This window comes from uncultured Paraglaciecola sp., assembly GCF_943787955.1.
Classification (GTDB): domain Bacteria; phylum Pseudomonadota; class Gammaproteobacteria; order Enterobacterales; family Alteromonadaceae; genus Paraglaciecola.
This window is the reverse complement of sequence record NZ_CALSOK010000014.1, coordinates 1-23,848: the sequence shown is the minus strand read 5'-3', so window position 1 is coordinate 23,848 and position 23,848 is coordinate 1. Positions and strand designations below refer to the sequence as shown.

Genomic DNA, 23,848 nt, shown 5'->3' with positions numbered 1-23,848 from the left:
AAGCTCCAACCGAAAGAACAAAAAAAATCACCCACACCATCAATAAATTGATAGGAGGATGCATGTAAACTGCTGACCCAAAATTAGGGTCCTGTTTTATTTGGTTATATATTGAATATCAGTAAAAGCACCTCAATTCCAACCAAATTCACTTGTTCAGAAGAACTAGTGGATAAGAATTATACACAAGAGTAGTAATATTGCAAGCTCATCTCAGAACAAAGCAATTATTATTGCCTGCGGTAGTCCTTGCGCTGATTTTCACTTGGCTACTAACAGATACATACTCGCTAGTAAAAAGCTGACATGGCCTGTGCAAAAGCAAAACAGTCACTATAAATTGGGCGTTATATTAAAACTTTGCCATCCATTTCTTGAAAATTAAAATATTACTGCCTTTCTCAATTAGAAGCTATTTGCTGTCTGTAGCCTGTCAGTTATAGTAAGGTAACTAATTACAGAATAAATCATTGGCCTAGAAGTACATAAAGCAACTATATGAATTCCGAACTGAACCAAAACAACCTCGACCGTATTAACCAGTTGCTTAAAACCTATCCTTCCCTTATGGATGCGTATCACAAGTTTGAGCCGTTCGTGTTGGGCTTATTCGATGCCGAGCGAATGAGTATTTTTCAACGCCGCAGACAACACCAGGATTTGGTCGCTCGTTTTAAGACCGGTAAAGAAACCCGCGAAATAAAAGTACCTATTAGCCCTATGTCTATTGCGGGCTATGTAGCACTAAGTCAATTACCCCTTATCATTAAAGACCCTTACGACACAGAAGAGCTAGCCCGTATTCATAAACGCTTAAACTTTGCTGATAAATTCGATAAAGGCTCAACATTTAAGACACGCAACATTATTTGTATTCCGATCTTCGATTCTGGCGTATTGATGGGCGTAATGCAGATCCTTAACAAGAAAGATGTTTCTTTTACTGAAAACGACCTGACTCTTGCCAATGCTATCGCGGAAATACTGGGTAAGAAATTCCGTTATGAATTAGGTGGTACCAGTCAAGCTTTCGACTATCTAATACATCGCAATCTTATTTCTGAAAAAGAAATGAAAAAACTTCAAGAAACAAGTCATGATAATAGGCAGTTAATACAACGTCTAACATCTGAACACCGAGTGCCAGAAGATGATTTAGGTAATGCACTATCAGTTCATTATCAAGTTCCATATATAGCTTATTTACCCGATAAGTTTCATCTATTTCAAAGCAACAGCAAGCTCAATCTGTCTTATCTAAAACGCCATTTCGTAGCTGTGTTAGCAGACGTAAAAGATAATCCTATTGTGTTGATGGCAGAACCCAATAACGCAGGTTTATTAATGGAAATTGAAAGTGCTTTAGGTATAGATAGTTATGAGATTTATGTCAGCCTACCTAATATCATTCTGCAATATCTAGGTGAGGCAGCAGGTGGAGGTACTGGACCTGGAGCCATGGATGAGATCCTTGACGAGATAGGCACCAGTGCAGATGTAATTGATGAACAATCTGATGAGATGTCTGACGATGCCCCAGCTGTTGTTAGATTAGTGAGTCGTGTGTTGCATGATGCGAAACGTTTAAATGCCTCGGATATTCATGTTGATCCTGAAAAAAACGCGCCCACTCGAGTTCGTATGCGAATAGATGGAGTATGTAGGGACGTCACTCAAGTACCGGCATCACATCACAGTGCTGTCATTGCGCGTATCAAGATCATGTCGAATCTAAATATTTCCGAAAAACGTGTGCCACAAGATGGAAAATTATCTTTTAGGATGTCGGGGCAACTCATTGAAGTACGGGTAGCCACTATTCCCACTATTGCTGGCGAAGGTGTGGTTATGCGGATATTGGCTGCAGGTGGTGCAATGCCCATGAGCAAGCTAAATTTATCACCACGAAATCACAAAAAGACCCTGGAACTTGTTCAAAAACCTCACGGTATCATATTGGTAGTAGGGCCCACTGGTTCTGGTAAAACTACGACTTTGCATGCTGTATTAGGACACATCAACACACCAGAAAAGAAAATTTGGACCGCAGAAGACCCGGTAGAGATAACACAACCTGGCCTACAACAAGTGCAAGTCAACGCTAAGATTGGCTTTACATTTGCCAATGCCTTGAGGGCGTTTCTTCGTGCTGACCCTGACATAATACTTATTGGAGAGATGCGTGATAAAGAAACCGCACATGCCGGCATAGAGGCTTCATTGACTGGGCATCTAGTATTTTCTACACTGCATACCAACTCAGCTCCAGAAACTATTACGCGTTTGTTAGATCTAGGACTGGATCCTGTCAATTTTTCAGACGCTTGTGTCGGTATTTTAGCGCAACGTTTGATCAGAACCATCTGCCCTAGTTGCAAAGAGAAGTATCCTGCCAGCGAAACAGACATAGCGTTCATTAAACGCCAATATGGTAAAGAATACATAGAAGAGCTTAATTTACCTGAACCGCTCATGTTATATAAAGGCAATGGCTGTGATGAGTGCGGTGATACTGGTTATAGAGGGAGAACCGGTGTACATGAATTACTATCCATGACAGCGGAGTTACGCTCATTGGTTTATAAAGAAGCATCTGTGCACGAGATGAAGGCCCAAGCCATGTACGATGGAATGCGAACACTCACACAAGATGGGATCCTAAAAGTGTTAAAGGGTGATACTGATATCCCACAAATACAAATTATTAGTGGGACTGGTTAAGCACCTATGCAAAAGGTTCAATAATAATCGGTTAGCTGACGACAAAAAGCCCCCCTATTTACAGTTAGATAGCAATCATCAGCCTTGTCCAATATGAAATGAGTTTTTGCTAATTACGTGTTTCTAATATGAAATGCGCATAAAGTTTTAAATTCTGTTCATGAACATAAGATGAAAGCTGTCATGAATATTGTAAACTTAACCACTATTGAAGAGCTTGAACACTTTACTCAAGGTAACCAAGTTGCAGCCTCAAAGGTACCCTTGTGATTGCCTGTGTACAGCAATAGTGTGTTGTGAGCTACACCCTGACAAGCGTATACCGCTTGCTCCATTAGTTAAAATTTTCGTGGTTCACGAGTCGCTTTAAGCAACCAAAAAAGCCACAAGACACTTGAGAAGGTTTTTAACAAATTCAAAACTGAAACGTTCAATGCGTTCCCAAATCATATCGCCTTGAATAAGGTAGATGTATGGTTTCAGGATGAAGCAATGTTTGGTCAACAAAACACCACGACTCGCTTGTGAGCGTAAACAAGTAGCCGCCCACGATGTGTTCAGCAGCAGCAATTTGAATATGCCTACTTGTTTGGTGCTTTCTGTCCGTCCACCAGCGTAACGGCGACCAATATTACCCCGTGCGTTAATATGAATATAATGCACGAACATCTTTCGCTTATATCAAAACAAACACAAGCTGAACGCCATGCTGTTATCATTGTCGATGGGGCGGCATGGCATCAACACTACCTAGCTGACGAGTTTGCTAACCTTTCTATTATCAAGCTCTCACCATACTCACCCGAGTTAAATCCAACAGAGCAGGTATCACAATGGCTTAGACAGAATGAATTAGCTAATCGATGCTTCGAACACTAAGAAGACTGAGAAGACTAAGAAAATAGTGTGCAGCAATGTTGTAGAGCATGGAACAGCTTCATCAGTCATAGCGAAAGGGTCGCCAATCTATGTACTAGAGATTGGATTGAAGTGGGAGATTACTTATGATGATTGGTATTATTCGAATGTCGAACTTGCAGATATTAACCACAGTGATAGTGTATTTCATTTGCATGGCCCAATTTAAAAATAAATATAAAAAACAAATAAAATTTAGGGAAACCAATATGACAAGCAACAAAAAATCGCTACTGCACGCAGCTGGTTTAGCTGCACTGCTTTGTTTATCTTGTGCTGCATTTAGCCAAACAGAGCAAGTTTTAGAGCAAATATCTACTGATAAAATACCGGACGAAAAAGACTGGGATGTACTTAACCCACCTTTTGATTTAGCGACTGTTTCAATCGATACAGACCAAACTACCTGGTCAAGTTTAGATGTGACGCCTGATGGCAAGCAATTTGTCTTCGACATGCTTGGGGATCTATACATCACCGATATAAAGGGTGGGTATGCCAAGGCACTGACTCAAGATTTTGCCTGGAATATTCATCCGGCTATTAGCCCAGATGGAACAAAAATAGCCTTTATCTCTGACAGAGGTGGTTTATCTAACCTGTGGGTGATGGACAAAGACGGCACTCACCTAAAACAGCTCAGCACAGAAAAAAATAATTTAATTCACTCACCCAAATGGAGTCCTGATGGGCAATATATAGCGGTGAGCAAAGGCATTATGTCGAGTCGTAGTATCCCCGCGGGTGAAATTTGGCTATACCATCATTCTGGAGGGGATGGACTGGCCGTGAAAGAACGTGTCAACGGTAAGAAAGACCAAAAAAATATTGCAGATCCCGCCTTTTCACCCGATGGTAAATACCTGTATTTTACTCAAGATGTATCAAGCGGCAGTACCTTTAGCTATAACCGCGATCCTTTAAAAGGTATTTTTGCCATTACCCGATACGAATTAGCCAATGGCGAAGAAGAACGCTTTGTTAGTGGCACAGGTGGCGCAGTTGTTCCGACACCTTCTCCAGACGGTCAACAACTGGCTTTTATTCGAAGAGTAAAAGAAAAAACAGTGCTTTTTATTAAAGATTTGGCGACGGGCATGGAAAAACCTCTGTATATGAATCTTGAACGAGACATGCAAGAAGGTTTTGGATCAGAAGGGTATTTTGCTTACTTTGATTGGACCCCTGATTCCAAACACATCGTTTTCTGGACGGATGGGAAATTTCAAAAGTTAACTGTCAAAGACCAATCTATCACTACCATACCAGTGAATATCAAAGCAGAACTTAAATACGCTGATGCTGTGCGTTTTGATGTAGATGTGGCGCCAGACAATTTTTCTATCAAAATGACTCGCTGGGCACAAAAATCTCCAGATGGAAAATCGATATTGTTTCAGGCATTAGGCAAACTGCATGTTAAAAATATCAAGTCGGGTAAAACAACACGTTTAACCAAACAAAGTGATCACGAAGAACTTTACCCACGCTACTCTAATGATGGCAAAAGCATCGTTTACACCACATGGCACGATCAAAACTTAGGTTCAGTTAGAATCATTAAAACCCGAGGCGGTAAAGGTAAAAAGCTAACAAAAATGCCTGGCCACTATATCGAACCCAGTTTTTCAACTGATGGGAAATTAGTAGTCTATGACAAAGTCACTGGTGGCTACCTCCTCAGTCCTGAATATTCAGTCGAACCTGGGATCTATGTAGCAAATGTTAAAAATGGCGATACGAAACGAATAGCTAAATCGGGAGCAGCACCACATTTTGCTGGCGACAATACTCGCATCTATTTGACTACCTCAGTTGCAGACAGTAGTTATGATGAAACTCAATTAATCAGCTTAGATTTAAATGGTGAAGATAAACGAGAGCATTTATACGGTGCCGATAAAGTAACAGAATATCGCTTGTCCCATGACAAAAAATGGGTCGCGTTTGTACACCAATACAATGCCTATGTTGTACCTTTTGTTGATACAGGTAAACGCGTCGACATTGGCCCTGAAATGTCTTCATTGCCAGTCAAACAAATATCAAGTCGCGCGGGTGAATACTTAACTTGGAGTGCCGACAATCAATCAGTCAGTTGGTATCACGGCGCAACCTTTTATGAGCGCAAACTAAAAGATGCCTTTGCTTTTTTTGCGGATGCGCCACAAGACTTGCCTGAGCCAGTAAGTGAAGGCATTGACTTATCATTTCAACAAAAAGCAGACAAACCTTTAGGCTACAAAGCCTTCGTGGGTGGCACAGTTGTCACGATGCGCGATGCAAATAGGCAACGGGAAGTAATCGAAAATGGCGTGGTATTAATCAAAGATAATAAAATTGTCGCAATAGGCAAATATGAAGATGTGACTATTCCCGATGAAACATTACTTATCGATACCAAAGGTAAAACCATTTTGCCTGGGCTAATTGACGCTCACGCCCACGGCTCACAGGGCAGTAATGAGATCATACCGCAGCAAAACTGGAGCATGTTTTCTAATCTCGCATTTGGTGTGACCACTATTCACGATCCATCAAACGATACCACTGAGATATTTTCAGCTGCTGAATTACAAAAGGCAGGCAAGATCGTTGCCCCAAGAATTTACTCTACTGGCACCATTTTGTATGGGGCAGAAGCACTTGGCTACAAAGCTATCATCAACAGTTATGACGATGCCCTATTCCATATGCAAAGATTAAAAGATACAGGGGCTATTTCTGTCAAAAGTTACAACCAACCCAGACGTGACACCCGTCAACAAGTTTTAGCTGCTGCTAAGGAGCTCGGCATGATGGTAGTCCCAGAAGGCGGTGGCAAATTTCAGCAAAACATATCAATGTTAGTCGATGGCCATACAGGTCTTGAACATTCGCTACCCATTGCCAAAGGTTATGATGATTTAACCGCTTTATGGTCAGCGACAAAATTCGGCTACACCCCAACGTTTGTGGTGTCTTACGGTGGCATGATGGGCGAAGAATACTTTTATGACAGAACCGAAGTATGGAAAAATCCCCGTTTAATGCGCTATACCCCGAGCTTTTTAGTGGATGGTCGTTCAATTAGACGCCCTTCAGCACCAGACAATCAATACAATCATGTCGCTGTCGCTGAGTATGCCAAAACATTGCGAGACAAAGGCGTAAGTGTACATATTGGTGCTCATGGTCAACGAGAAGGGTTAGCCTCTCACTGGGAGTTATGGATAATGACTCAAGGTGGGTTTACACCATGGGAAGCCCTTCGAGGAGGAACAATTGACGGTGCAACTCACTTAGGCATGGACAAACAAATAGGCAGTATTGAAGTAGGTAAGATAGCCGATATGATGATTATAGACGGTGACGGACTAACTGATATTCGCCGCAGTGAGTTTGTTGAATATACCGTGTTAAATGGCCGCGTGTATGAAACTGCGACCATGAATGAAGTAGGCAGCAAAAAACAACGTGAGGCCTTTTTCTTCGAACAAAATAACCAATTGTTTATGCCCAAAGCAACACAACAAGCCATAGACGCTAAAGCACAAAAGCATCATTGGGTACATTAGATTTATTCTTCACATGCCTTAACAAACTTTTGTTAAGGCTCTCTACTTTAACAAATGATAAATAAACACTTTCTTCATATGAAAAAAAATTTAGTTTGGGATATCCCTGTAAGATTATTTCACTGGTTATTAGTGCTCAGTTTGTTTGGCCAATGGTTAACTGCTGAGGTATTAGAAAACTCTATGCATATCCATTTCTTCATTGGATATTTTACCTTAGGGCTGATCATATTTAGGCTTCTGTGGGGATTTTTCGGTACAAGATACGCAAAATTTAGCAGTTTTATCGCGGGTCCAAAGGCTATTATCGGCTATTTACAGACACTCGTATCAAAGCAGAAGACTGTTACTACAGGGCATAATCCTTTAGGTGGGTTGTTATTACCTGCGGTGCTTATATTAGTTGGTTTACAAGCCATTAGCGGCTTATTTACTTCTGACGATATAGTCAGTGCTGGACCATACTACGATACAGTTAACAGTACGATACAGAAGTGGATGCAGTGGCTACACCACAATGTCTTTGATGTATTAATCGGTCTGGTCGTTATTCATGTATTAGCAATAACTTGGTATCAATGGGGTCTAAAACATGACTTGATAACGCCCATGTTAACGGGTAAAAAAATAATTGAAACATCCAAGGGCATCCCTCATTCCAAGTTAGTTAGAGCTTTGATATTAGCCATAGTGGTAGTTTTTTTTGTTTACTGGTTGGTTGAAATTAACCCTCCACCAGTAGAAGAATATTATTATTAATTAACGGGCATTTGACTCGCTAGTAGTGAAATGCCCATAAAGTTAGTCTTCTTTATAATTGTCGTGGCACCCTTTACAGCTTTTAAACACTTGACCAATAGCTGGCTTAAACTGATTTGTATCAACCGCTTTAGCCACTTTATTTAAATTGCTAGCAGCCACTGACAAAGCAATTATCTTTTCTTTAAAGTCAGCTTGATTTACCCAAATTTTATCCAACGCAGCGGTATCAACATCAAATCCGGTTGTGTCAGTGGCAAAATAATCGTTTAACATCAAAGACAATTGTTGAAGGCGTAATGAATTGGTTTGCATTGTTTCTACATTAAAAGGGATCGCACCTTTGTTCATCGCTCCCAGTGCGCCCACATTGCTTTTTACAAGTTTGAAAAGAGCTTGTCTAAACTCTGTTACATCTTTAGCTTGTTTACCTGATTTAGCGGGCTCTGCAAACACTGTAAATGTATTCAGCATCGCTGTACCTATAATTACTGCTAAAGCCTTTTTGATCATTTAACTTTCTCCAATGGTTAACGTTGATTAAATTTAGAACGATGACAACAGCTTTATTCTGCCATTGCCACTATTTTGTGTAAACTGATCACCTGAGCTAAACAGGATAATCTAAGGTAGACGATAAAAATTTAGAAAGTATTTTTGCAATATTAAAACAGACTATCCCATCATCACTTAAGCATAAAACCTTTGTTATTAATACCAACTAGATTCTTAGGTACACCTATGTTTGTATCGTGCCATGCCTATCACGTAAACTCTTGTAAAAAACGCCACTTCTTTTTGCTACCCACAAAATTATCGCTAACAACAATTATAACCTGCGAGTGCAGAAGCTTTTAACAGGCGCTTTCTAGACGTGTAAACTAGAGACTGTTCAACTTTCAAAGTATCGAACAAGACTCATAATTATAAGAAAAATAGTGTTTTCTCTCTGTTTTTCTTTGATCGCTTTTAAGATTAAATGGAAACAACATGCTAAAATCCTTTCGCTTTTAAATTTATTAAATTTTATACAAAAGAAATTCGGCATCAAGTCGAAATATCTTGTATAATCCCGCGCAATTTTTACTCAGACTGAAGTTGGAATAATGACAGATTTAGCAAAGTACAGAAACATTGGTATTTTTGCCCACGTTGACGCGGGTAAAACGACTACTACAGAACGAATCCTTAAACTTACCGGTCAAATTCATAAGACCGGTGAGGTACATGACGGTGAATCAACTACCGATTTCATGGAACAAGAAGCCGAGCGCGGTATTACTATCCAGTCAGCAGCAGTAAGTTGTTTCTGGAAAGATCACCGTTTTAACGTTATCGATACTCCAGGACACGTTGACTTCACAGTTGAAGTATATCGTTCGCTTAAAGTATTAGACGGCGGCATCGGTGTGTTTTGTGGCTCTGGTGGGGTTGAACCTCAGTCAGAAACTAACTGGCGTTATGCGAATGACTCAGAAGTTGCACGTATTATCTTCGTAAACAAATTAGACCGAATGGGCGCTGATTTCTATCGTGTTGTAGATCAAACCAAAAAAGTATTGGGTGCTAACCCACTAATTATGGTTTTGCCTATCGGTATCGAAGATGATTTTGTTGGTGTAGTTGATCTGCTTACTCGTAAGGCACACATCTGGGACGACACTGGCCTTCCAGAAAACTACGAGATCTCTGATGTGCCTGCGGACATGGTTGATAAAGTAGAAGAATACCGTGAAATGTTACTTGAAGAAGCATTAGGTCAAGATGATGACTTGATGGAGAAATATTTAGAAGGCGAAGAGCCATCTATTGATGAAATCAAACGTTGTATTCGTAAAGGTACACGTACTATGGAATTCTTCCCAACTTACTGCGGTTCTGCATTTAAAAACAAGGGGGTGCAAAACATCCTTGACGCTACTGTTGATTACTTACCTTGTCCTACAGACGTTGATCCACAACCTCTTACAGACGAAGAAGGCGAAGCAAATGGAAAATTTGCACTTGTTGACGCAAAAGAAACATTTAAAGCACTAGCATTCAAAATTACCGATGACCGTTTTGGTTCCCTTACCTTCGTGCGTATCTACTCAGGTACACTTAAGAAAGGTGATACAATTCTTAACGCGGCTACGGGTAAAACTGAGCGTGTTGGTCGTATGTGTGAGATGCAGGCTGATGACCGTAATGAGCTTAGCTCGGCGCAAGCGGGTGATATCATCGCTATTGTAGGTATGAAAACTAACGTTCAAACAGGTCATACACTTATGCGATCCAAAAGATCCTATCATCTTAGAAGCCATGGTATTCCCTGAGCCAGTAATCTCTATCTCTGTTACACCAAAAGATAAAGGCTCAACTGAGAAAATGGGTATTGCTATCGGTAAAATGGTGGCAGAAGATCCGACGTTCCGTGTTGAAACTGACCAAGATTCAGGTGAAACCATCCTATCGGGTATGGGTGAGCTTCACTTAGATATCAAAGTAGATATCCTTAAGCGTACATACGGAGTTGAATTGCAAGTAGGTGAGCCTCAGGTTGCTTACCGTGAAACGATCACTCAAACAATTGATGATTCATATACCCATAAGAAACAATCTGGTGGTTCTGGTCAATTTGGTAAAATTGATTACATCATCAAGCCTGGTGAGCCAAACACTGGTTTCACTTTCGCTTCTAAAGTTGTTGGCGGTAATGTACCTAAAGAATTCTTCCCAGCGATTGAGAAAGGTTTCAAGAGCATGATGGATACTGGCGTATTAGCTGGGTTCCCAGTACTCGATGTTGAAGTTGAATTGTACGACGGTGGATTCCACGCAGTGGATTCATCAGCAGTTGCATTTGAAATTGCTGCTAAAGGCGCGTTCCGTCAATCAATTCCTAAGGCTGGTCCTCAATTGATTGAGCCTATTATGAAAGTTGACGTTTTTACGCCTGACGATCACGTAGGTGACGTTATTGGTGATTTAAACCGTCGTCGTGGCATGATCAAAGATCAAGAAGCGGGCGTAACAGGTGTGCGTGTTAAAGCTGACATTCCTTTATCTGAAATGTTTGGTTATATAGGAAGTCTACGTACTATGACTTCTGGCCGTGGTCAGTTCTCTATGGAGTTCTCACACTACAGTCCTTGTCCACAAAATGTATCAGAGAAAGTCATTGCAGAAACTAAAGAGCGTAACGCTGCAGCTAAGAAGTAGACACTTCTGACGACTTAAAAAGCCCCATTATTTTTTATTAATGGGGCTTTTTTGATCTTATCTAGTCTTTTAGATTTGAATACTATGACTCGTGACCATATGATAAAGTTAAGTAGAATCATCGTGACAATACTTATTTGATATATATGTTTAACAACTCACATTCATCCCACCCAAATTTTAGGAAAAAACACATGAAATTGAACTCTTTTGCCTTATTGGCAGCATCCTCTTTATTTCTAGCTGCATGCGGCAATGATCAAAAAAGCGAAACCGAAACTACAATCGCACCAGCATCAGAGTCGATAACTGATTCAGCAACAAGTGATGCAAGCGATCCAGCTCTAGCAAGTCTTGAGCAAAAGCTCAGTTATATAGTAGGCACAAATTTAGCTGGCCAATTTAAGCGTGATGAGCTCACCTTTGATGTGAACGCATTTACTATTGCCGTCAATGATGTTATGGCTGGCACAGAGTCCCGTTTATCTCAGGAGCAAATCCAAGAGGCAGTCGCAGCAGTCCAGAAACAAGCTCAGGAAAAACAGCAAATTGCGCAACAAGCAGTTAGCGGTAAAAATAAAGCAGACGGCCTAGCTTATCTTGAGGCAAACGCTATGAAAGAAGGTGTAGTCGTAACAGAAAGCGGCTTGCAATATAAAGAAGTGGTATCTGGTGAAGGCGAAATACCCGCGTCGGATAAAACAGTCGTTGTACATTACAAAGGTACATTAACTGACGGTACAGTATTTGACAGCTCCTACGATAGAGGCGAACCAGCAGAATTCCCAGTGACAGGCGTCATTAAAGGTTGGGTAGAAGCATTACAGCTGATGAACGTCGGTGATAAGTTTGAATTGGTGATCCCCTCTGACCTTGCCTACGGAACAACGGGCAGTGGTCAAGCTATTGGTCCAGATGCGACATTATTGTTTGATGTTGAACTGATTGAAATTAAATAATTCTTAAATAATAGCCTTGTAAGACCCCTTACAAGGCTTTTATTTTAATTTAATCTGCACTTAGCATATGAAATATTCTACGGTGCTTGCAGACATGAATTTCCAAGTACCGCCCAAAATTCTACACACCTCGCACTCTGACTATCAAAGCCACCAACAGACTTACCTGCATGACACTCTAAAAGTAAGCGTCCGGTGATCCACGCCTAGCAGTCATCCATTATTCATTCGAAAATACTTCCTCACTGTAATGGGAGGTATTATGAAGCATAAAACACTAGATGAATGGCAGAAATTGATAAGCCAACAACAAACGAGTGGGTTAGCCATTGTTGATTTCTGTAAAGAGCACAGAGTTAGCACATCAAGTTTTTATAAATTTCGTGGGCGATTACAACAGCAAGTTAACCCGCCTCGTTTTGTAAAAGCTAGCAAGTCTGCTATCGACGCGACTATTCAACCATCAGTATCTGTCAGATTGGGCGAGGTTTCGTTATCTTTTTCGACGTCTTGCGAGCCTGTTTGGTTGGCAAGTTTCGTTAAGGCACTGCAATCATGAGAATGTTCGTTGAGCCAGATGACATTTATTTGCACCTTGAGCATGTTGATTTTAGAAAGTCGATTAATGGCTTGCTGGCGATTATCGAAAGTGAATTAACATTAAACGCATTCTCCGGTGCATTATTTATCTTCTGTAACAAAAAACAAGACAAACTCAAACTCTTATACTGGGATAAAACCGGGTTTGCATTATGGTACAAACGGTTGGAGAAACAACGCTTCAAATGGCCTAAGTGTGGCCAACTCAAACACACTAATTTGAGTGAGCAGCAGTTAACATGGTTGCTCGGTGGCTATGATGTCGTTGGACATCGCAGCTTGGATTACACGGCCTCTGGGTTATAACGTACGATCATAAGTAGCATTTAACGATCACGACTTATTCTAAAAAAGTCAATTAAATCAGTCTGTTATTCGATAAAATACAGACATGATAGAGACGCAATACCAACAACGCATTACTGAGCTGGAAAGCTTATTGGCAGAGAAAGATGCCAAGATAGCATTTCTAGAAGAGCAGTTCCGCCTTGCCCAACAAAAACAGTTTGGTGCCAGCAGTGAAGGTCATCCGGGCCAAGGCGAGTTGTTTAATGAGGTGGAAGCCGAAGTAGAGCAGCTTGACGTTGAGCCAGTACAAGAGACAATTGGATACACCCGCAATAAGCCAAAGCGCAAACCGCTGCCGAAGGACTTACCCCGTGAAGTCGTGGTCATTGATATTGCCGATGAAGATAAAGTCTGTGCTTGCTGCAACGGTGAACTGCATCAGATTGGCGAAGATAAGAGCGAGAAGTTGGAATTTATCCCAGCTAAAGTCAAAGTGATTGAAACGGTACGGCCAAAGTATGCATGCAGAGCCTGCGAAAAAGACGGTACACAAAACCAGATAAAACAGGCGCCTGTGCCAGCCAGCATTATTCCCAAAGGTTATGCCACCCCCAGCTTGCTCAGCCAAATCATTACCAGTAAATACCAATATGGTTTACCGCTTTACCGCCAGGAAAGCCTGTTCAAACAATACGGCATCGAGCTGAGTCGCAAGACCATGGCTGATTGGATGATAAAGTCGCAACTGGCGTTGCAAATACTGTATGAGCGACTGCGGGAAATACTGCTGCAACAATCGGTCATTCAAGCGGATGAGACAACATTAAAAGTTATCGGGGAAGCCAAAACCACCAGTTATATGTGGCTGTATTGCAGTGGCACAGACTCGCCCAACGACAGCTCCACTCCCAATATTGTGCTCTACGACTATCAAAACAGTCGCAGAGGTCAGTGTGCGGTGGATTTCCTCGCCGGATATTCAGGCTATTTGCAAGTGGATGGTTATCAGGGGTATGCCCAAACTCAGGCCACGCTGGTCGCCTGCATGGCCCATGCCCGCAGAAAGTTTGTTGAGGCAGAAACCGCACAACCGAAAGGCAAAACCGGCAAAGCCAATTGGGCACTCAATCAAATCCAAAAACTGTATCGCATAGAAACAAAAATCAAAGGTAAAACAGCACAAGAAAAATACCGAATACGTCAGGCTGACGCCTTACCCTTACTTATGCAATTCAAAGGCTGGCTGGATAAGTCCGCCACAGAGGTACCGCCTAAAACGGCTCTGGGCAAAGCCCTTGCCTACAGCCTGAATCAATGGTCCAAACTCATTCGTTACATTGAAGATGGCAACCTGACTATCGACAATAACCGGGCGGAACGGGCCATAAAACCCTTTGTGATAGGTCGAAAAAACTGGTTATTCTCAAACACGGCTAACGGCGCAAACGCCAGTGCCACACTTTATAGTATTATCGAAACTGCTAAATCCAATGGCTTAGTGCCATTCGATTACCTCAACCATCTGCTAAATGAAATCCCAAGCCTGAAACCAGATGACACTATCGAACACCTGTTGCCATGGAATTGCGCTAAACGCTAGGTGGGATCACCGGACGCTTACCTCTAAAATAATTGACTCATTAATATAACGACCATTAATCCGTGATTCTAGTCCAAAAGCCTTGAGCCATAAAATTTTCATTCACGCCAACTTAATATTTAACATGGGTTGTGGCGCCATTAAGGATAACCATACTGATTTCATTTGTGCCGTTATCAATGACGATGCCCGTAGCCGATACATTATTAACTAATGTAAAAAATGTATCTGTATAATTGGATTTTTCTTGAATAATCTGCCCAATTTTGAGTTCTAACCGCATTACCTAGTGCTAAATTGAGATGCTGAATAGCTCTGTGAGCAATTATCAAAGAGATATACGCAGCGCCTGAATTAGCCACCACATCCACTACTTGTTGTTCAAAAACGACAGAAGGAATCTATCAACACTTCTTTTGCTTGATTATGCGCCTGAACGCTAATACTTATACCATTGGCTGGGATGCGATCTACACCTTATGTATGTAGTAATCGAGCCATGTAGCTCACTCGCATATTATCGGTTGAAGTTTCGTTATCGGTACATCCAATGGAGAAGTCATCTCCTGACCTACTCCAGTTAGAAATACGGTATCAACATTTGAGCAAATCACGTTTTCACCCACAATATATGAAAACTGACTATGTTAGTTTTCATACTTAATTGACTGACAATGCTAAATCCAAAACCTTAAGCTGTTGCGTCAACAAAGACGCCTTGCAACATGTTCGGAGAATGTGAGGAGGTTTTTGGTGCAGCGATTGAATCCGTCACATCTGAGCCAGAACCACCACAACCATTTAGGACAAAAATTGAATCTAAAGTAGAATATTTATCTATTGAACAAATACATATTTAACGCCCGCCCATAATAAATACCTTTAGTATGAGCGGGCGACACGCACTGATCCTCACAACCCGGTTACAATTTAACGCTTAAATAACCGAGTTTTTTGTAACATCACTAAACCTAGAAGCAACAACCAACTGATCCCGCCACCGCCCGCGCTAGAGCCTGAACCGCCTCCACTTGGTGGTGGATTTACTAACGTATTAAGTGTTGGATTGAGGTTGGCAGCGGTATCAGCTGCCGTATCAGTAACCACTATGTCAGAAATGACAACCAAATTATCATCGGTAATTGGCACCTCATTATCTACATCTGTCTGTGTGTAACTGCGAATAGGCAATTCACCAAATGCACCGCCGCCATTCAACAGAGTTAGGGCCGCAATGTCATCAACCACTTGCATTCCGTCACCAATCACCTGACCAAAGACTGTGAACCCGCCAGCGTTTGTGGCCACATCTAAACTATTGGCGTTATTTGATAAATTAATAAACCATTGTGAAGTAGCGCTGTCTGGACTGCTGGTTTTAGCCATCGCGATAGTGCCACGCAGATTGGATAATTTAGGATCATTTGCTACAGGAGTACCTGTTGAAATGCTGTCTAACGAAAAACTATTTACAGCGACAGGGCCGTTATAGGTAAACCCTCCACCCTGGATCACAAAGTTTGATACAGAACGATGTACTACACTGTCTGCATAAGCACCGGAATTGGCATAACTCAAAAAGTTAGCCACTGTTTTTGGCGTTGTATTGTCAAATAAATTGACTTCTATGATACCAAGCGAGGTACGAATTTCGACTACCGTGCTATGCACATTTAACGACATAAGAACAAATAAGGTTGAGGCAAAAATACTAAGCTTACTTTTAAAAAACATAATTAATCAGTTCTTCTTTTAGGAATGGTTACAGGATAAAATATATTCAAGATAATAAAAAGCTAACACTTACATCAATTTGTAATTGAAGTCAGTGCTAGCTTTACCAATGGCATAAGATTAAAAAGGGACTGGGTATTCTTTAAAAACCAGATTGATAGCTTTTATAGCTTCATCCGATAATGGTGTTTTAAACGCTGCTATATTTTCTGTTAAATGCGCCATGTTTGTTGCACCAATAATGGTTGATGTGACACCATCAACTTGATCACACCAAGCCAACGCAAGTTGTGATGGAGTGAGATTATAGGTTTTGGCTAGCTCTACATATCCAGCAGTGGCCCCATGAGTGGCCGGTGTATCCCGGAAAATGCCGTTTCTTTGTTCAAGCGTCCAACGACTACCTTGTGGTAATTTTCCATTTAGATACTTGCCACTTAACACGCCACCCGCCAAAGGTGACCAAGGCAGATAAGCGACATTTTCACGCACACAGTTTTCAATCAAATATGGCCAATCTTTAGCATGTAACAAGCTAAATTCATTTTGAATCGATACCATCTTAGGTAAAGCATGTTGCTGGCTCAATTTGAGGTAAGTGTTTATCCCCCAAGGTGTATCATCTGACAATCCACAAAAACGGATTTTCCCCGCCTTAACGCAGCTATCTAGTGCTTGTAGAATTTCCAACATCTCATTGGTTTCATGTTCAGAGTCAAAGCTTGAAAACGTTACTTTGCCCGGCCAATGTTTTGAAAAATGTGGTGATGTACGATTTGGCCAATGTAACTGAAAAAGATCGATATAATCGGTTTGCAAACGCTTTAGCGAGGCATCTACGGCCTCAATAACACTCTCACCACTAATCTTCGCACCACCACGAAGATAAGGTAAACCAGGCCCAGCAATTTTGCTGGCCAATATGATGTCTTTTCTGCGAGTAGAATTTTGTGCTAACCAACAACCAATAATACGTTCGGTATCGCCGTATTTCTCTCCCGATGGGGGCACTGGGTATAACTCAGCAGTATCAATAAAATTGACACCTTGACTAAGGGCATATTCAATCTGCTCATTAGCCTGCTCTTGAGTGTTTTGTATACCCCAAGTCATACTGCCTAAACAGACTCTAGACACCTGCACACCACTACTTCCTAGCACGCTATATTGCATATATACCCTCCCAAAATGTATTACTTAATGTTTAGCTAATTCTTTAAAGCTGTTCTCGTCATAAGGACCTAAGTTGTTCATCAAAGCTTTATAATATGAACTTCATAATTCCAATCCTTTAAATCGTTTGGCAATCTTATTGTTTGCAACGGCCAGTTTACGCATTAAAAAAAAACATTGATACTCCACATCATCAAGTACCAGTGCAAACGTCCCAATATCCAAACAATCTCCTTTAAGCAACTTTTGAGGTAATCTGCTAAAGCAAGTGTGTAGGGGTTCAATTAATACCCCAGAATTAATAAAGGGATATTCTAATTGATTGAACAAACCCAAGGAATTGAAGTTTGATGATTATCATATATCATCGCAAATCTCTTAAACCACAAAATTTATCTTTCACGTTGTTTAATGCATGTTTTGGCTAACGTCAAAAATTGAACATCAGCGAAAGCAGCTTTCAAATTTCATCGGGAAGCCTTTAAGTGCAAACATTATAGCTAGACTTGGCGAGGCATAATGGGTGGTATCAGGCACTTGTATTACCGCAATCAGTAATGTCCACGAATGTTTAAAATCGTTCCTGATAATGTTGACTCGGAGTATCCGCTCAGCCGCCCATATTTTTCTACAGCCAATAAAAAAGGCCACCTAAGTGACCTTTTTTGAATAAGTAAACGAGTTACTTATATGATTTTAGACACCACACCAGCACCAACAGTACGGCCACCTTCACGGATTGCGAAGCGTAAACCTTCGTCCATCGCGATTGGAGCAATCAGTTCAACAACGAATTTCAAGTTGTCACCAGGCATTACCATCTCTACGCCTTCAGGAAGCTCTACAGCACCTGTTACGTCAGTTGTACGGAAGTAAAACTGTGGACGGTAACCTTTGAAGAATGGAGTATGACGGCCACCTTCATCTTTGCTCAAGTACGTACACTTCAGCTTCGAACTTAGTATGTGGGTTGATTGAACCAGGCTTCGCTAATACTTGACCACGTTCTACGTCTTCACGCTTAGTACCACGTAATAGAACACCAACGTTCTCGCCAGCACGACCTTCGTCAAGCAATTTACGGAACATTTCAACACCAGTACAAGTCGTCTTAACTGTATCTTTGATACCAACGATTTCTACTTCTTCACCAACTTTAACGATACCTTGCTCAACACGACCGGTAACAACTGTACCACGACCTGAGATTGAGAAAACATCTTCGATTGGAAGAATGAAAGGCTTGTCTACATCACGCTCTGGCTCTGGGATGTAGTTATCAAGTGCTTCAGCTAGCTCAATGATTTTAGCTTCCCATACCGGGTCACCCTCAAGCGCTTTTAAGTGCAGAACCTTGGATTACTGGTAAATCATCACCTGGGAATTCGTATTCTGTAAGAAGTTCACGAACTTCCATTTCTACTAATTCTAGTAATTCTTCATCATCAACCATGTCACATTTGTTCATGAAAACGATCATGTAAGGGATACCAACTTGGCGACCTAACAAGATGTGCTCACGTGTTTGTGGCATAGGACCATCAGTAGCAGCAACAACTAAGATACCACCATCCATTTGAGCAGCACCAGTGATCATGTTTTTAACATAATCGGCGTGTCCTGGACAATCAACGTGTGCATAGTGACGTGATGGAGTATCATATTCAACGTGAGACGTAGAAATAGTGATACCACGCTCGCGCTCTTCTGGAGCATTATCGATTTGATCGAATGCTTGATGCAGACCGCCGTAAGTCTTTGCTAATACCGTAGTGATTGCCGCTGTAAGAGTTGTTTTACCGTGGTCAACGTGGCCGATAGTACCGACGTTTACATGCGGTTTAGTTCTTTCAAATTTTGCTTTTGCCATTGTCTATTCCCCAGCAATATACATTAAAAATATAGTTTTTAATTGAGATGGGGGAGAGAATGATGGTGCTGATAGGCAGATTCGAACTGCCGACCTCACCCTTACCAAGGGTGCGCTCTACCAACTGAGCCATATCAGCATCTCACAAAATTGGAGCGGACGGCGAGAATCGAACTCGCAGCTTTAGCTTGGAAGGCTAAGGTATTACCACTATACGACGTCCGCACAATCTACTCTCATACCATATCAAGCAAAAAGTGGTGGAGGGGGCAGGATTCGAACCTGCGAAGGCTGAGCCGTCAGATTTACAGTCTGATCCCGTTGACCGCTTGGGTACCCCTCCAGATTGATGGTGCCGACTACCGGAGTCGAACTGGTGACCTACTGATTACAAGTCAGTTGCTCTACCTACTGAGCTAAGTCGGCTACATCAAGTGGATGCGGATATTAGAGTAATGATTGGGGTCGTGCAAGAGGGAATTTACAAAAAATTGCTTTTTTTATGTTGTTTGTTTAATTTAACGACTTAATGTGCAGTTTTCACGCTTTACGTACATAAATTCACCGGTGTTTTTTTGTAAGAAAAATCAAATTAAACGAAAAAGTCCTCTCAAAACCAGATTGGGAAAAGATAATATTTTTTTATCTTCTTTTAAAATGAGTGAATTTTGACCACCACCTGTCACTAAAACAAAATAATCTTCATATTTATTATTTAAATACTGCTGTGCCATTGTGACAAATCCAGCTTGTGATGCAAGACAACCATAACTGACACAGTTTTCAGTCGTATTCCCTATGTCCAAAATTGCAGGCATATTGTTGTCAGCAAAAACTTGTTGCGTGTTACTGAGTAAAGTTTCACGCATTATCGAAAAACCCGGAGCAATCCATCCGCCCAGATGTTTGTTTTTTACGACAATGTCACAAGTATTAGCTGTGCCTAAATCTATCACAGCCACAGGCAATCTGGTGATTTCACGTGCAGCCAAAATGGCTAACCATCTATCCACCCCTAAGGTTTTGAATTTTTCATAGGCGCATTGTATGCCTAAAGTTTCCGCTTCGGTGTGTATGATTTTGTAAGGCTTATTAAAATCTTCACACAAGCGCTCTAGCTCTGCCAATAAAGACAAATGTCCCACAGATGAAACAAGGACCTCACACGCTGAACTAATATAGGAAGATAAACCGGCAATATCTTGGCAGCACTTAATATCGGATAAGTCCGAGATATCATTCACCATGACATATTTAATTTGGGTATTACCAACATCAACTAAAAGAGCTTTAAATGGGTCTGACACTGATTTCACCTCCATGATAAGCTTTTACGCCTTGCTCTGTTTCTAGCAGAATAGCACCATTTTCATCGATTCCTTGGTTAATACCAGTTATTGATTGTGTACCAATAATGAGTTTTACGGCTTTGTTTGCGTAAATATCTAACGCTCGCCATTTGCTAATAAATGGTTTAAGTCCGTCTCTTTCAAACAATGTGAGGCTTCTAGCCAGTTCATTTATCAAAGTGCCAGCCAAAAAATTACGGTTAATTAATGGATCAGTTAATTGCGCAAGATCAATCCATGGCTGGTCTATTATTTGAACATTTTTTGGTAACGCTACATTAAGTCCGACACCGATAATGGCTTTACAGTTACAACCAATTTTTCCTTCAACTTCTATTAACACACCAGCCAACTTTTTACCTTGGGCATAAATGTCATTTGGCCATTTTAATTGTATACCTTGCACACCGCACTGGTTTAGCGCATCAACAATAGCCACTCCTATGGCCAAACTCAATCCGCCCAGCACAGAATATCCGCCAGAAAAAGACCAATGCATTGACAAATATAAGCTCGCTGCATATGGAGAAACCCATTTTCGACCATGACGCCCTCTACCTGCTGTTTGTGCTTCCGCTAGGCAAGTGTGACCATTTTCGACATCAATAGACTTATCTTTTAAGTATTGATTAGTTGAACCGATGACATTCAAAACTTCTACATCAGCAGAGTGAGTGGAGTCAAGTTGCTCTCTTATCTTTTGGGTATTTAATAGCATGAGCCGTTGAGATAAACAATAACCTTTACCTCTAACACTTAAGATATCGAGCCCTAAGGTGGTGAGCACTTTGATGTGATTAGAAATTTCAGCACTACTTATGCCTAATGTTACGCCTAGTGTTTCCCCTGAATGGAATGTATTGTCATTTAAAATCGAGAGTAAGTTACCACGCACTAATTCTGATGATTGACTCATAAAGCAACTGGCCCATTTTTACCTATTAGTCTGACTTCATTCTCTATTATGATGGAAAACTCGTTGAATACAGTGTCTCTTATATTACGGGCAAGCTGTAAAAGTTGTTCACCTGTACCTGAACCATCATTGGTTAATACAAGAGCCTGATCCGGATGGCAGCCAATGCCACCAATCTTTTTTCCTTTAAAACCTAACTGATCAATAAGCCAAGCGGCGGGTACTTTGACGTTATTGCTGTCCACAAAATAACTAGGAATAGACGGCCAAGTTTGCTGTAATTTATTATATTGACCCATAGCTATAACGGGGTTTTTAAAAAAGCTGCCCGCATTCCCAATTTTTGAAGGGTCTGGCAATTTATCCTGACGCACCTGAACAACTTTGTTAAAGATATCAATAGCACAAGGCTCTATTAACTCTTTCAACTCGCCGTAATGCATAACGGCCTCCCAACGCTTAGGGATAATAAAAGTAACACCAGTAATTACAATTTGGCCTGCTAAACGTTGCTTAAAAATACTGTCGCGGTATGCAAATTCACAACTAAGTGAATCCAGACTTTTATGGGTTTGTTCACTCAAATCATAATAATCAACTTGATGAATAAATTGCTTTATCTCAACGCCATAAGCACCAATATTTTGGATCGGTGCAGCCCCCACAGTGCCAGGTATTAAAGCTAAGTTTTCAAATCCATAAATTTGATGTTGAATACACCAAAGTACCAGTTTGTGCCAATTTTCAGAAGCCCCTACTTTAAGAAGATAGTGCGTATCTGTATGTACAAGGTCGACCCCCATGAAAGCAGGTTTGATGATGGTTCCTTGGTAGTCTTCCAAAAAAACCGTATTGCTACCCTCGCCAAGAATATAAAAGGCAGTATTATTTAATTGACTTAATTGAGCTTGCAGGTCAGCTGCAACATTAACAGACATGACATCATGCGCTAACAAAGGGAAGCCGAAAGAATGTAGAGACGCTAGTGAGTTCACAAGAGATGCCAAGAGAAATTTAAACTCTAGTGTAATCAAGAAAAAAGCTAATACCAGAAAATATCTCGTTCAAGCTTTGAAAATCATTCATTATCTAATTTGGACAACATATTTTACATTTACTAACTGAAAGATTGGCTATTCATACTGTGTTAAATTAAAAAATATCACTTAGTAACAACGATCAAGTACTCACAAAGCAATGAATAACGCCCAATGAACCTGCTCTCTATGTACATGCAAGTTCACACAATGTACCTATTTGATTGATGCATTTATGGTAGCACACTTAGTTAATACATTAGAGGGTCGCTGGAAATTGAACCATTTGGCATAACCGTAATATTTCTGCTTTTTTAATAAAATATGAGCCACTCATCAAACTTCTGAAGATAATAGAATTAATAACGCCTGCAGTATCTTGTTTCGAACTTTATTTCAAGCCTTTCAGTGAGTGTCGTCAGTCAGTAACAACACGCATCAATTCATCTTCACTACCAATGCTAAGCTTATTAAATAGTTAATTTTAAACGTTTTTGATTTACTGTTCACAGACAAGATAAACGCATCGAAGTGAGAGGTACAGCAATGCACAGAACAGCTACCGAATGAGACTCTTACATAGGGAAACCTGAACTATTCAGTATGGGACTATCAAGGATAGTAAAAGGGTGAACGATGCAGATGTGATTATCGAGGTGATGAGTTTGGGACTATCTCAACAGAGATGTATATATGTCTACTCTCGTTTTTTAAAATGCAGATATAAAAAAGGGCCACCCTTACGGATAGCCCTTTCTCTAAATGGGAGCCTGGCAATGTGCTACTCTCGCATGGGGAAACCCCAAACTACCATCGCCGCTAATGTGTTTCACTTCTGAGTTCGGAATGGGATCAGGTGGTGCCACATCGCTATTGTCGCCAGACAAAAACTGTTATCTATCAAGTTTTCACTCAATAAATCAATATGTATAAGCTGATACTCAACTTCCTAAGAAGTTAAGCCGTAATCGAGGCTAAAGAATGTCTCCAGTCTTACTCTATAATCTTGTCTTAATACTTGTCACTCATCAAACGCTTCATGTTTCTTATACCACTCTCTCGTTTATCGCACGCTTTTAACTTTAGCGAGTTAGATACTTGTCAGCAAAACCACGTATTGTGGTTAAGCAATGTATCACGACAACACGACAGTGCGTTTATAAAAA

16 protein-coding genes, 4 tRNA genes, 1 rRNA gene and 2 pseudogenes are annotated in these 23,848 nt (G+C 40.9%); 9 read left to right on the top strand and 14 right to left on the bottom strand.

All coding sequences use genetic code 11. The features are described 5' to 3' along the window. Positions 1-498: 498 nt before the first annotated feature. The 4 genes from Q0Y52_RS13650 (at position 499) to Q0Y52_RS13635 (ending at position 7,955) form a co-directional block, all read left to right on the top strand. Entirely contained in the window at positions 499-2,721 is a 2,223-nt protein-coding gene (locus Q0Y52_RS13650) for an ATPase, T2SS/T4P/T4SS family (RefSeq protein WP_297822453.1), read from the top strand. Positions 2,722-3,306: 585 nt separating this feature from the next. Then, positions 3,307-3,600, top strand: a complete 294-nt coding sequence (locus tag Q0Y52_RS13645) for a transposase (protein ID WP_297822451.1) — start codon at positions 3,307-3,309, stop codon at positions 3,598-3,600. Positions 3,601-3,848: 248 nt separating this feature from the next. Beyond that, positions 3,849-7,196 (top strand): amidohydrolase family protein, encoded by a 3,348-nt coding sequence (locus tag Q0Y52_RS13640; RefSeq protein ID WP_297822449.1) that lies wholly within the window; start codon positions 3,849-3,851, stop codon positions 7,194-7,196. A gap of 78 nt (positions 7,197-7,274) precedes the next feature. Further along, positions 7,275-7,955, top strand: coding sequence for a cytochrome b/b6 domain-containing protein (locus Q0Y52_RS13635; RefSeq protein WP_297822447.1), 681 nt, complete (start codon positions 7,275-7,277; stop codon positions 7,953-7,955). Between the two features lie 42 nt (positions 7,956-7,997). Here Q0Y52_RS13635 and Q0Y52_RS13630 read toward each other — a convergent pair whose 3' ends face one another. Continuing rightward, positions 7,998-8,468: a cytochrome c gene (locus tag Q0Y52_RS13630; RefSeq protein ID WP_297822445.1), complete on the bottom strand. Its 471-nt coding sequence runs from the start codon at positions 8,466-8,468 to the stop codon at positions 7,998-8,000. A gap of 593 nt (positions 8,469-9,061) precedes the next feature. On the opposite strand from Q0Y52_RS13630, the pseudogene fusA reads away from it, so the two are divergent. The 5 genes and pseudogenes from fusA to Q0Y52_RS13605 all read left to right on the top strand — a co-directional run bounded on the left by fusA (position 9,062) and on the right by Q0Y52_RS13605 (position 14,603). Next, a pseudogene (gene fusA / locus Q0Y52_RS13625) lies at positions 9,062-11,156 on the top strand (elongation factor G). A 194-nt stretch (positions 11,157-11,350) separates the two neighbouring features. After that, positions 11,351-12,115 (top strand): FKBP-type peptidyl-prolyl cis-trans isomerase, encoded by a 765-nt coding sequence (locus Q0Y52_RS13620; RefSeq protein WP_297822443.1) that lies wholly within the window; start codon positions 11,351-11,353, stop codon positions 12,113-12,115. 262 nt (positions 12,116-12,377) lie between these two features. Continuing rightward, positions 12,378-12,674, top strand: a complete 297-nt coding sequence (locus tag Q0Y52_RS13615) for a hypothetical protein (protein WP_297816924.1) — start codon at positions 12,378-12,380, stop codon at positions 12,672-12,674. Continuing rightward, positions 12,671-13,021, top strand: coding sequence for an IS66 family insertion sequence element accessory protein TnpB (tnpB, locus tag Q0Y52_RS13610; RefSeq protein ID WP_297816922.1), 351 nt, complete (start codon positions 12,671-12,673; stop codon positions 13,019-13,021). The genes Q0Y52_RS13615 and tnpB overlap by 4 nt, the downstream gene beginning before the upstream one ends. Before the next feature lie 85 nt (positions 13,022-13,106). Next, the gene (locus Q0Y52_RS13605; protein ID WP_297822441.1) at positions 13,107-14,603 is read left to right on the top strand and encodes an IS66 family transposase; all 1,497 of its coding nucleotides are present in this window, start codon (positions 13,107-13,109) and stop codon (positions 14,601-14,603) included. A gap of 112 nt (positions 14,604-14,715) precedes the next feature. Here Q0Y52_RS13605 and Q0Y52_RS13600 read toward each other — a convergent pair whose 3' ends face one another. From Q0Y52_RS13600 to rrf, 13 genes and pseudogenes are all read right to left on the bottom strand, one after another. After that, on the bottom strand, positions 14,716-14,886 hold the full coding sequence (locus Q0Y52_RS13600) for a hypothetical protein (RefSeq protein WP_297822439.1): 171 nt from the start codon (positions 14,884-14,886) through the stop codon (positions 14,716-14,718). A 647-nt stretch (positions 14,887-15,533) separates the two neighbouring features. Next, a complete protein-coding gene (locus Q0Y52_RS13595; RefSeq protein WP_297822437.1) occupies positions 15,534-16,337 on the bottom strand; it encodes a peptidylprolyl isomerase in 804 nt (267 codons plus the stop codon). 120 nt (positions 16,338-16,457) lie between these two features. Beyond that, positions 16,458-17,510: an aldo/keto reductase gene (locus Q0Y52_RS13590; RefSeq protein ID WP_297822435.1), complete on the bottom strand. Its 1,053-nt coding sequence runs from the start codon at positions 17,508-17,510 to the stop codon at positions 16,458-16,460. A gap of 102 nt (positions 17,511-17,612) precedes the next feature. Further along, positions 17,613-17,735: a hypothetical protein gene (locus tag Q0Y52_RS13585; RefSeq protein ID WP_297822433.1), complete on the bottom strand. Its 123-nt coding sequence runs from the start codon at positions 17,733-17,735 to the stop codon at positions 17,613-17,615. A gap of 461 nt (positions 17,736-18,196) precedes the next feature. Continuing rightward, positions 18,197-19,380: pseudogene (gene tuf, locus Q0Y52_RS13580) on the bottom strand (elongation factor Tu). A gap of 63 nt (positions 19,381-19,443) precedes the next feature. Further along, positions 19,444-19,519 (bottom strand) — tRNA-Thr (locus Q0Y52_RS13575). Positions 19,520-19,531: 12 nt separating this feature from the next. Next, positions 19,532-19,605: transfer RNA gene (locus Q0Y52_RS13570), tRNA-Gly, on the bottom strand. A 33-nt stretch (positions 19,606-19,638) separates the two neighbouring features. Continuing rightward, positions 19,639-19,723 (bottom strand) — tRNA-Tyr (locus Q0Y52_RS13565). A gap of 7 nt (positions 19,724-19,730) precedes the next feature. Further along, a tRNA-Thr gene (locus Q0Y52_RS13560) sits at positions 19,731-19,806 on the bottom strand. 161 nt (positions 19,807-19,967) lie between these two features. After that, the gene (locus Q0Y52_RS13555; RefSeq protein ID WP_297822431.1) at positions 19,968-20,687 is read right to left on the bottom strand and encodes a type III pantothenate kinase; all 720 of its coding nucleotides are present in this window, start codon (positions 20,685-20,687) and stop codon (positions 19,968-19,970) included. Then, entirely contained in the window at positions 20,671-21,645 is a 975-nt protein-coding gene (gene birA, locus Q0Y52_RS13550) for a bifunctional biotin--[acetyl-CoA-carboxylase] ligase/biotin operon repressor BirA (protein WP_297822429.1), read from the bottom strand. Before birA ends, Q0Y52_RS13555 begins: the two co-directional genes overlap by 17 nt. Beyond that, positions 21,642-22,640: a UDP-N-acetylmuramate dehydrogenase gene (murB, locus tag Q0Y52_RS13545; RefSeq protein ID WP_297822427.1), complete on the bottom strand. Its 999-nt coding sequence runs from the start codon at positions 22,638-22,640 to the stop codon at positions 21,642-21,644. The genes birA and murB overlap by 4 nt, the downstream gene beginning before the upstream one ends. An 810-nt stretch (positions 22,641-23,450) precedes the next feature. Then, positions 23,451-23,566 (bottom strand): 5S ribosomal RNA (rrf, locus tag Q0Y52_RS13540). Positions 23,567-23,848: the final 282 nt, after the last annotated feature.

Excerpts from the sequence above, each read along its gene's own strand:
- birA (WP_297822429.1), bottom strand. The coding sequence starts at position 21,645 with ATGAGTCAATCATCAGAATTAGTGCGTGGTAACTTACTCTCGATTTTA.
- Q0Y52_RS13635 (WP_297822447.1), top strand. The coding sequence starts at position 7,275 with ATGAAAAAAAATTTAGTTTGGGATATCCCTGTAAGATTATTTCACTGG.
- tnpB (WP_297816922.1), top strand. The coding sequence starts at position 12,671 with ATGAGAATGTTCGTTGAGCCAGATGACATTTATTTGCACCTTGAGCAT.
- Q0Y52_RS13605 (WP_297822441.1), top strand. The coding sequence starts at position 13,107 with ATGATAGAGACGCAATACCAACAACGCATTACTGAGCTGGAAAGCTTA.
- Q0Y52_RS13595 (WP_297822437.1), bottom strand. The coding sequence starts at position 16,337 with ATGTTTTTTAAAAGTAAGCTTAGTATTTTTGCCTCAACCTTATTTGTT.
- Q0Y52_RS13600 (WP_297822439.1), bottom strand. The coding sequence starts at position 14,886 with ATGCGGTTAGAACTCAAAATTGGGCAGATTATTCAAGAAAAATCCAAT.
- Q0Y52_RS13615 (WP_297816924.1), top strand. The coding sequence starts at position 12,378 with ATGAAGCATAAAACACTAGATGAATGGCAGAAATTGATAAGCCAACAA.
- Q0Y52_RS13620 (WP_297822443.1), top strand. The coding sequence starts at position 11,351 with ATGAAATTGAACTCTTTTGCCTTATTGGCAGCATCCTCTTTATTTCTA.
- Q0Y52_RS13630 (WP_297822445.1), bottom strand. The coding sequence starts at position 8,468 with ATGATCAAAAAGGCTTTAGCAGTAATTATAGGTACAGCGATGCTGAAT.
- Q0Y52_RS13650 (WP_297822453.1), top strand. The coding sequence starts at position 499 with ATGAATTCCGAACTGAACCAAAACAACCTCGACCGTATTAACCAGTTG.
- Q0Y52_RS13590 (WP_297822435.1), bottom strand. The coding sequence starts at position 17,510 with ATGCAATATAGCGTGCTAGGAAGTAGTGGTGTGCAGGTGTCTAGAGTC.
- Q0Y52_RS13640 (WP_297822449.1), top strand. The coding sequence starts at position 3,849 with ATGACAAGCAACAAAAAATCGCTACTGCACGCAGCTGGTTTAGCTGCA.